This is a genomic window from Sporosarcina sp. NCCP-2222 (genome assembly GCF_023168145.1).
In the GTDB taxonomy this organism is placed as follows: Bacteria; Bacillota; Bacilli; order Bacillales_A; family Planococcaceae; genus Sporosarcina.
The window spans coordinates 1-638 of record NZ_BQYK01000021.1 but is presented as its reverse complement, the minus strand read 5'-3'; the positions used below and the strand labels follow the sequence as shown (position 1 = coordinate 638).

Genomic DNA, 638 nt, shown 5'->3' with positions numbered 1-638 from the left:
TTTATCGAGAAGCATTCGGAAGAATACCGCGTGAATAAGATGTGCAAAGTGCTCGGTGTGTCAAAAAGCGGTTACTACAAATGGCTTGGCAGACAGAAAAGCGACACGCAACTCAAAAAGGAGAAGGCACAAGCCCAAATCAAACGGATCTTCCATGCGAAAAGAGAAGTGTATGGCAGTCCACGAATCAAGAGAGAACTGGAGAAAGTAGGCATGGTTTTATCCGAGAAGACTGTCGCGAACTACATGCACGAGCTTGGACTATCTGCGACGGTTCCGTTCAAATATACCGTGACGACCCAATCCAATCACGAACATCCCATCTATCCCAATCTGTTAAACCGGGAGTTTCATGCGGAAGCACCCAACCGAGTGTGGGTCGTGGATATCACCTACATTTGGACAAGCGAGGGTTGGCTGTACTTGGCGACCGTCATGGACCTATTCTCCCGAAAAATCATTGGCTTTAATCTGGCTACCACCTTAAGCAAGGAGCTGCCGCTCTTGGCATTAGAACGGGCCTTTCAGTTTCGCTCGCCAGAAAAGGGATTGATCCATCACTCCGACCAAGGGTCACAGTATGCATCCCATGACTATATTGCCCTCCTCACGGAGAAGCAGTGCAAAATCAGCATGAG

General features: G+C 48.6%; 1 protein-coding gene. It reads left to right on the top strand.

Annotated elements, in window-relative coordinates; all coding sequences use genetic code 11:
* Nucleotides 1-39: 39 nt before the first annotated feature.
* A partial coding sequence (locus NCCP2222_RS20665; protein ID WP_248514275.1) for an IS3 family transposase occupies nt 40-638 on the top strand: 599 nt, incomplete at its 3' end.